Origin of the sequence: Cyclobacterium sp., from assembly GCF_014762705.1 — a bacterium.
In the GTDB taxonomy this organism is placed as follows: domain Bacteria; phylum Bacteroidota; class Bacteroidia; order Cytophagales; family Cyclobacteriaceae; genus Cyclobacterium.
Genome location: NZ_JABURL010000095.1, coordinates 177,265 through 186,033 on the forward strand (window position 1 = coordinate 177,265; position 8,769 = coordinate 186,033).

The following is an 8,769-nucleotide window of genomic DNA, read 5'->3' on the forward strand; positions in this document are numbered from 1 at the left end:
ACAATTCAATTGGTTTTTTCCGACGATCTTAATTCGAACTCAGTTATTAAATTAAACATGGCTCCGCACCTGGCTGTTTTTCCATAAAAAAAACCGGAGATTAAAAAGAAACTTGTGTCCAATTAAAACAAAAAATCCGGGCTGATTATCAGCCCGGATTTTTTTATGTTTTAATAAATAGCCTGTGCCTATTCCACAATCAGCTTGATTTTCTTGATCCAATCTCTTCCGTTGGATACAGTCAGGACATATACGCCAGATTGTATTCCTTCAAGAGGGATGGTATAGGTGCCAAATCCATCACTTGCAGTTTTGGGGTCGATGCTTTTGATCAGGGCGCCTGAAGTGCTTTGCAGGTAAATTTCACTGATTGCAACATCTCTACCCAGGGTAAGCGAGGTTTGGTGTGATGCTGGGTTGGGATAAACCTTGGTTTCAGCAAGTGTTGTCGGTTCGGACGCCTGGATGTCAAGGATCTGATTTTGGTCTTCGGTTGCCAATCTCAGGCTGGAGGCGTATGCTTCTCCTTCAGGGATCACAGCTATACCAGACAAGGTTGCATTATCCGTGACAGCGGCCAAGGAAATATCCAGGATACCATCAGTAACTGCAATGGATCTGAAAGTCAGTGTGGTTGGATTGTTGTTGCTTTCCGTGTAGATATCAAAATTGGATTTTACCCTTTTGTCTTCAATATAAATATTGAATACCCTGTTGCCGGATCTGGCTGCTGGCCCAAATGATCCAAACCAAAGTTCGTTGTGGTAAGTAACAACGGTATAGGTCCCGTTTTCTACAGGAATGCTGTAATGAAGGTTATTCGAATACCTTTCAGTAAGGAACATTTTAGAACCGCCAACTGAATAATTGAAATTGATTTTCGAGGTCCCCGGATAACTGGTATTTCTGTCACCTACATAGGTTTGATTATTGTGTTCGGCCGCCTCGTAGGTTCCTGCATTTAAGAAAATGGGTGATTGATTTGGCTTTGATATTCCTGGTTTGATGCTGCCGCCTGAGGACTTGGCTATTAATAAACCGGAGATGGTAGCATTATCTTTGCTGGCATTCAAGTCCAGGTTCAGCGCACCATCGGTAACTTCAATATTGTCAAATGTAAGTACAGTTGGAGAATTACCTTTTTCTGCATAAATATCAAAATTGTCTTTCTTCAATTCACCTTCTATAGAAATATCAAATACCCTGTTTCCGGCAGCTGCCTTTGGTCCAAAAGATCCAAACCACAATTCATTGTGATAGGTTTTTACCTGATAGGTTCCATTTTCCAAAGGAATTCGTATGCTCATGTTTTTGGCATACCTTTCGGTCTGAAACAGGGGTTCACCGGCTACAGTGAGGTTGAAATTAGCTGATGGACTGGCGAAATAACTTGTTTTGTAATCGGACACAAAAGTTTTTCCATCGTAGGACACATCTTCTCTGCTGCCTGTATTGATTATCAGGTAATCTGAATATGTAGCCAATTCTTTATTTTCCGTTGAAGGCACCCCATCGGTAAGGTCGGAAGGAAAGTTGATTGGTTTCTCACTGATTACGATTCCGGAAATGGAAGCATTGTCTGTGGATGCCGATAAATACAAATTCAGATTTCCATCAGATACCTTTACCCCCTCAAAGGTCAAAACCATTGGTTTGTTTTGGTTTTCCTTATATAAATCAAAATCTCTCTTCAGGGTATTGTTTTCTATAGCAATATTAAAAACCCGTTGACCAGTCCTACTGGAAGGGCCTTCTTTTCCAAACCATAATTCATTGTGAAAGGTATACACATAATAGGTCCCGTTAGGAACAGGGATATTGTAACCAAGAGTCGGTCCAAACCTTTCAGACTGAAAAAGCGCGTAGGAACTTGCATTTATTGCTTCATATTCTTTGGAGGTGGTATAAAATTGGTTGTTTTGGTTTTCACCAGAGAATTTAAGGCCGCTCAATTCCGCATCTTCATTACTTCCTGCGTTAATAAAAAAGTTGGTCGCAGTAGGTTGGGCAGAAGAAGTAGTTGCGTTTATTTGTATAGCAACCGGAGAAGAGGATGCTTTCTGACCGTTATCTGCAGTGGCTACTGCGGATATTTCAAAAGACCCTGAAGGTGGATTTTTCCAGGCAAAGGCATATGGGGGGGACGAAATCGATCCAAGTTTATTTGACCCGTTGTAAAAATCAACCTGAGCAATTTCACCATCGGATATGGATGCATCCGCTTCGATCATTATGGTCTCCCCTTGCGTGGTGTTGTAATTGGATTCAGGCTTGGTCAATTTGACTGTGGGGCTTGCCAATACTTTTTCGATGATTCCGCTACCGCTTTTCAGCAATAAGATGGAGGAATAAGGCTCTATGCTCAGGGTTTGTGAAAGATATTGGTTGAGCAGTCCCACGAATCCACCCAGGGTAGAAAAGCTTTGTTTTTGTCTACTTGGATTTTTTTCGAATAGGACCTTATCTTCTGGTTTGGTGACATTGGCCTCTACCTCGTAAAATTCCAGATTATCCATCCACAATACCCCGCTTTCACCAGTTTCGATTTCCATTACCAGCCGGGATTCGTCCATATCAGCCAGAGCTTGAATTAAAATTTCCTTTTCGCCCTTTTGCCAATTGAGGCCAACTTTGTGTTTATGTGACAGCAGAAACCATGGGGAGGTTCCCTGTCTGAGGTAAAAAGAGACAGGTATGTTTTTGTCTGCCAGACCAGTGAATTTCAGCATGTAGTATTTTCCTTTTTTCAGTTGTCCGGTCCTTAATGTAGTCTGACTCGTTCCCTTGGTACTGATTTTTAACGAGCCTCCATCTAATTTCCCACTATCCCATGAGTTGCTGCAATCCGAACAACTAATTAAATTCACATCCCGGTCAAAGGTTCCGTTTGCATAGCGGTTGGAACCTATCTTTTCGGTCACCTGATACAAGTTTTCCATTGGCTCTCCTGTTTTGGAGTTCCAGTCATTATTGAAGGCACGTTGCCATCCTGATAAATCAAAAAACTTTCGGGCCTCGTAGCTTGAATTGGCATTGTACCTCACTCTGAATCGAAAATTATCGGAAAAAGGAGCTGAATATTGGTTGTTGTTAAATCTGGCCAATTCTGCTACATCGTTATAAATGGAATGGACGTACACGAAATTCTGAGATGCATCCTTCGCCAGCAATTTATTGTTATCGATTAATGTGTTGGCAAGGGGGTTGCCCATCAGGTCATTTCGTAGAAATATCAGATTTTCTGCATCATAAACGGTATTATTGATCACCCGAATATTATCCGTATTGTGCAGATAAATGCCTTTTGTAGCCATATGGCCCACCGTGTTGCCTGATATTTCTACATCCGTAACATTGTCATCCAGATAGATTCCCTCGGCCTGGGGTTTGCTTACAAAGTTTTCTATGGTGGTGCCTTCTTTAACGCCGAGACCATTTAAAATAATATTATTGGTAATCTTTCTGTTTTTGAATCTGGTATTTTTGTGTTGGTAGGTATAAATTCCGCCTCCATCGTTTTTAGTGTAGCAAAAACCGTCGATATAGTTGTACCTCACTTGCGAGTCATTTCCTCCGAAACGAATGCCGATATAACCTGTTTTTTTGATTTCATTGTATTCGATAAGGTTGTCATCTCCATCAGTGAAAATTGCCAGACCCACATTGTCACCGCTTCTTCCATGCCCGGGAAATAGATAGGTGCTATTAATCCTGTTTCCGCGAATAACAGCACTTTGGGAGTTTCTTATATTCATTCCTATATTGTTGGAATGGCTGACCTGGGAATTTTCTACCTGGAAGTTTGATACGCCTTCAATGAATAAACCATTTTCCCCGGAGAGATCCATTTTACAGTTTATTATTTTTATATCATTCCCTCCTACAAACTGGAAAGCATTTCGGTTAGCTCCTTTAAAATGAAGGTTTTCAAATGTGATATATTTGGCATTACCGGTTTTGTAAACGATAAAATCAAAGGTACTTACCTCGAGGTCCGTATTGCCAGGATCGCCTCCGAAATAAACACGCAATTTTTTATTCAAAGGGTTGTAATACCATTCGCCATAGCGGTCCAGCGTACTGGGGTGATCCTGAATGTAATAGCCATATCCAGCTCTGGGCTCATATGAGGTGTCCGGGTTGGGGGAATAATTCACCGTGTTTCCAGAATGAGATGTGATCCTGTGCCTGTCAGTAATCCAATAAACTTTTCGAATCACTACCTCACCACCGGTCCAATTAGGACTTGAAGATAACTGGTAATCAGAGATGCTGCGGTTTCCTGAATGTGATTCGTAGGTAAGGTATCCTTTTTCCGCTGTATTGGAATTGGGGTATCTTCCCATTTCCTGAGGGATGTCATTAATCGTTACCATATTTACCTTATGGTTTGGTAACCTGCTGTCCCCAGCTTCATATACGCCGTTTCCTACGGATTGCCAATTCGATAACCTGAGAAGGGAAGTAATAACAGGATCGGGTCCGGAACCATAAGCCCCGAATGTAATCGGAGAACCAGCTGTTCCGGAAGTGTTGATCAATATGGAACCATAAAATACATCTCCCCTTCGAAAGAAGATTTTGTCTCCCGGATTTAAACTGGGGATTATGGCATTTAATTTGTCAATAGATTTCCAGGGACTGTTTGCACTTTGAGCTTGTGACGAACTTCTGGAATCGTCACCAATTTCACTCGAGAAATAATAATTGGCTGCCTGTAAGTTTAAGCCGAATAAGATTAAAGTGCAACACAGGATTAGTTTTGATAAAACTGTATTCATTGATATTTAATTTGGTTGGTGTCTGTATATGTCTGATTCTTTTTTAAACAAAATCATCCCCACCTTTGCCTGTGTAATACGGGCATACTACTTCACTTCAGTTTGAAATATTACATCAAACCCTGTTAAAAATCTCCCCTGCTAATTGTAATTATTTACTTTTGAAACTAAGCTACTTGGTAGTTAATTGGGTAATTAAGTCGATTGCTTTTAGTTCCAAACATTTAAATTTCATGCCAAATGTAAGCAAAGTTTTCATTTCGTTTCCCACCCGATTAAGTCCTTATGTGTTTAATTTACACAAAAACAGGTTTAAGAAATTTTGAATATATTTTTCAGCATCTAATATTAATAAAAATGCATTTAAAAAACTAAAAATAGCTAGGTAAAAAATCAACTTTCATATTTTATTGTCTTTCTGATTGTCAAATTCTCACTTAAAAAAAGGAAATCAGCCCCAAAGTGTATAATAACTACACATTTTTTGAAATGGCTTAAAAGATAATGGGATCACCTATAGCTATCTTTCCTTCTTTCAGAGAAATTAGATTTTGCCCAAAAAGTATTTTCCCCCCACTTTTTCTATAATTGGACAAAGTATATAATGGTTCTTTACCTTTCTTACCGGAGTCCAGGTCTATGGTTGTCATGATGCATCGGGCACAGGGTTTTGTGGTTTTGAATGCCACTCCCCCTATTTCAAACCGATCCCAGCCATCTTCAGCAAATGCAGGGCCACCGGAGAAAACAATGTTGGGACGGAATCTACCCATAGGGACAGGCTTGTCCAGCCTGCTGTTGAGATCATCCAGGGAGGATTGGCCGATAATCAGGAATGGCATGCTGTCAGCAAAACTAACATGCTCCCTGTTAACCTGATATTTTTCCTTAACCCACCGCTTTTCATTCATTCCCATTTTTACCAGTTGACAATCTATGTGCAGGAGATCCGAAAACCATTCATCCGCATCTTGTCCTGCTAAGGAGGCTTCTATCTGGTCCTCCCATATGGTAACTTTCTTCTTCTTTCCTGAATTCACTGAAAAAGGTAAGCGAAACATAGAGTTTTTATGCAGCTTGTGGCTCAGCAACAGGTGATCTTTTTTTAATTTGACCTGAAAAAGAGACATCTCCGGGTGGGTTCTCTGGCTTAAAAATTTCCCCTGCCTGTCCACCAGCATCCATTGTCTGTCATATTGTAAGCCACAAATCTCTACCAGGCTTTCTGTTAACGAAATGGCAGGCAGGGATTTGATTGGGTAAATGTGAATTGATGTGACTTGCATGATTTCCTATTGGGATGTTTAGATGGGATATTTGCTTCAAAAGTTGGAAATTAATTAAAAATGCTGACATATCTAATCGGAAAGCTGTCATGTATTATGACAATGTGGCATTAAATTATTCAATCATTCACTTGGCACATTGGTTGTTGTTCAAGTTTTGTAATCAAAACGAAAACGACAAAATAAATATAATTATGGGAAAAATTATTGGTATAGACTTGGGTACGACCAACTCTTGCGTTGCGGTAATGGAAGGTAGTGAGCCCGTGGTCATTCAAAACAGTGAAGGCAGAAGGACAACGCCTTCTATTGTGGCATTTTTGGACAACGGAAATGGAGAGAGAAAAGTAGGAGATCCTGCAAAAAGGCAGGCCATTACCAATCCTGCAAATACCATATCCTCTGTAAAAAGATTTATGGGGAAGAAATTCTCTGAAATTTCTGAAGAAAGAAAGCATGCCTCTTACAAGGTAGATCAAGGACCTAATGATACAGTAGCCATAAAAATAGGGGACAGGTCTTATACCCCTCAGGAGCTTTCAGCCATGATTCTTCAAAAAATGAAGTCTACGGCCGAAGATTTTCTGGGTCAGGAAGTGACAGAAGCGGTAATCACCGTTCCGGCCTATTTTAATGACTCCGAGCGTCAGGCCACCAAAGAAGCCGGACAGATCGCAGGATTGGATGTGAAGAGAATTATCAATGAGCCTACTGCCGCTGCGCTGGCCTACGGGCTGGATAAGAAAAACAAGGACATGAAGATTGCCGTCTATGACCTTGGTGGTGGTACTTTCGACATTTCTGTTTTGGAATTGGGTGATGGCGTGTTTGAAGTAAAATCTACCAATGGTGATGTGCATCTGGGAGGTGATGATTTTGACCAGGTAATTATCAATTGGTTGGCTGATGAGTTTAAGGCAGAAGAGGATATTGACTTAAGGAAAGATCCCATGGCACTGCAAAGGTTGAAAGAAGCAGCAGAAAAAGCCAAGATTGAGCTTTCAAGTTCTTCCAACACAGAAATCAACCTGCCTTACATTACAGCGACCCAATCCGGTCCCAAACACTTGGTAAGAAACCTCTCCAGATCCAAGTTTGAGCAACTTTCGGATGATTTGGTCAGAAGATCAATGGATCCTGTTAGAAAAGCCATTGCTGACTCGGGTTTGGCCCCTTCCGAAATTGATGAGGTAATCCTGGTAGGAGGCTCTACCAGAATTCCAAAAATCCAGGAAGAGGTAGAAAAGTTCTTTGGTAAGAAACCATCCAAAGGTGTCAACCCGGATGAAGTAGTAGCGATAGGTGCAGCCATTCAAGGTGGAGTACTGACTGGTGAGGTGAAGGATGTATTGCTTTTGGACGTTACACCATTGTCTCTGGGTATCGAGACCATGGGAGGGGTTTTTACCAAACTCATAGAGTCCAATACTACCATCCCAACTAAAAAGTCAGAGGTGTTTTCCACAGCGGCGGACAATCAGCCTGCAGTGGATATCCATGTGCTTCAGGGAGAAAGGTCCATGGCCAAGGACAACAGGGCCATCGGCAGGTTCCAGTTGACCGATATTCCTCCTGCTCCAAGAGGTGTACCACAAATCGAAGTAACATTTGATATTGATGCCAATGGTATCCTGAATGTATCAGCCAAGGATAAGGGTACCGGAAAAGAGCAGAAAATTAAGATTGAAGCTTCTTCGGGACTTTCTCAGGAAGAGATCGACAGGATGAAGAAGGAAGCAGAAGCCAATGCGGCAACTGATAAGGTGGAAAAGGAAAAGATTGACAAGATCAATCAAGCAGACAGCTTGATTTTCCAAACTGAAAAACAGTTGAAAGAATTTGGGGACAAGCTTTCTGAAGGAAACAAATCTGCCGTTAACGGTGCGTTGGAAAAATTGAAAGCAGCCCATCAGAGTCAGGACCTTGCTGCCATTGATGCCGGCATGGAAGCCCTGAATACTGCCTGGAGTGCAGCTTCTCAGGAAATGTACAATGCAACCCAGGGTGCAGAAGGTGCTGCCGGACAAGGTGATCCTACCGGGGGGGCAGCTGATGGAGCCAGCGGTGCAGCATCAGGAGATGGAGTTTCTGATGTAGATTATGAGGAAGTGAATGAGGAAGATAAGAAGTAATATTCAGGATATTCCTTTTAAATTAAATTGAAATAATGGCGTCTTCACCTGGTGGGGATGCCATTATTTTTGACAGCAAAAACAAGGTACCTTAATAAGAAATGACAAAAAGTATGCAATTGACATCTGAAAATAGATTAAAGAAATTGATCATCGTTGGGGATCGCTTGCTGATCAAACTAAAGAAACAAGACCAGAAAACCTCCAGCGGGCTTTACCTGCCCCCGGGTGTTCGGGAAAAGGAAAAAGTGCAGCAGGGCTATATTATTAAGGCCGGTCCCGGGTATCCCATTCCGCTACCAGTGGAAGATGAAGAGCCCTGGAAGGATCACGGAGAAAACGTAAAGTATATCCCTTTGCAGGCCAAGGAAGGGGATCTGGCTGTTTTCCTGATGAATGGGGCCTTTGAAGTCATTTATGAAGGAGAGAAATACTATATTGTTCCTCAAAATGCGATTTTGATGTTGGAACGGGAGGAGGATTTGTAAGGGTAATTTAGATTTGAAAATAAAAAAGAGGCTGTCCGAAAAGTCGGGCAGCCTCTAATTTAGTTGTTTTTTTTCTCCAAAA

The 8,769-nt window shown here is 41.5% G+C and carries 4 protein-coding genes; 2 read left to right on the forward strand and 2 right to left on the reverse strand.

Annotation, left to right across the window (positions count from 1 at the left end; translation table 11 throughout):
- Positions 1–188: 188 nt before the first annotated feature.
- Positions 189–4,781, reverse strand: coding sequence for a malectin domain-containing carbohydrate-binding protein (locus HUJ21_RS19045; protein WP_291372110.1), 4,593 nt, complete (start codon positions 4,779–4,781; stop codon positions 189–191).
- A 494-nt stretch (positions 4,782–5,275) separates the two neighbouring features.
- On the reverse strand, positions 5,276–6,067 hold the full coding sequence (locus HUJ21_RS19050; RefSeq protein ID WP_291372111.1) for an MOSC N-terminal beta barrel domain-containing protein: 792 nt from the start codon (positions 6,065–6,067) through the stop codon (positions 5,276–5,278).
- Positions 6,068–6,261: 194 nt separating this feature from the next.
- Here HUJ21_RS19050 and dnaK point away from each other — a divergent pair, with 194 nt between their 5' ends.
- Both dnaK and HUJ21_RS19060 read left to right on the forward strand, forming a co-directional pair.
- Positions 6,262–8,199 carry a molecular chaperone DnaK gene (gene dnaK / locus HUJ21_RS19055; RefSeq protein ID WP_291372112.1) on the forward strand — a complete coding sequence of 646 codons (1,938 nt, stop codon included), beginning with the start codon at positions 6,262–6,264 and terminating at the stop codon, positions 8,197–8,199.
- A gap of 113 nt (positions 8,200–8,312) precedes the next feature.
- Entirely contained in the window at positions 8,313–8,687 is a 375-nt protein-coding gene (locus HUJ21_RS19060; protein WP_166147615.1) for a co-chaperone GroES family protein, read from the forward strand.
- Positions 8,688–8,769: the final 82 nt, after the last annotated feature.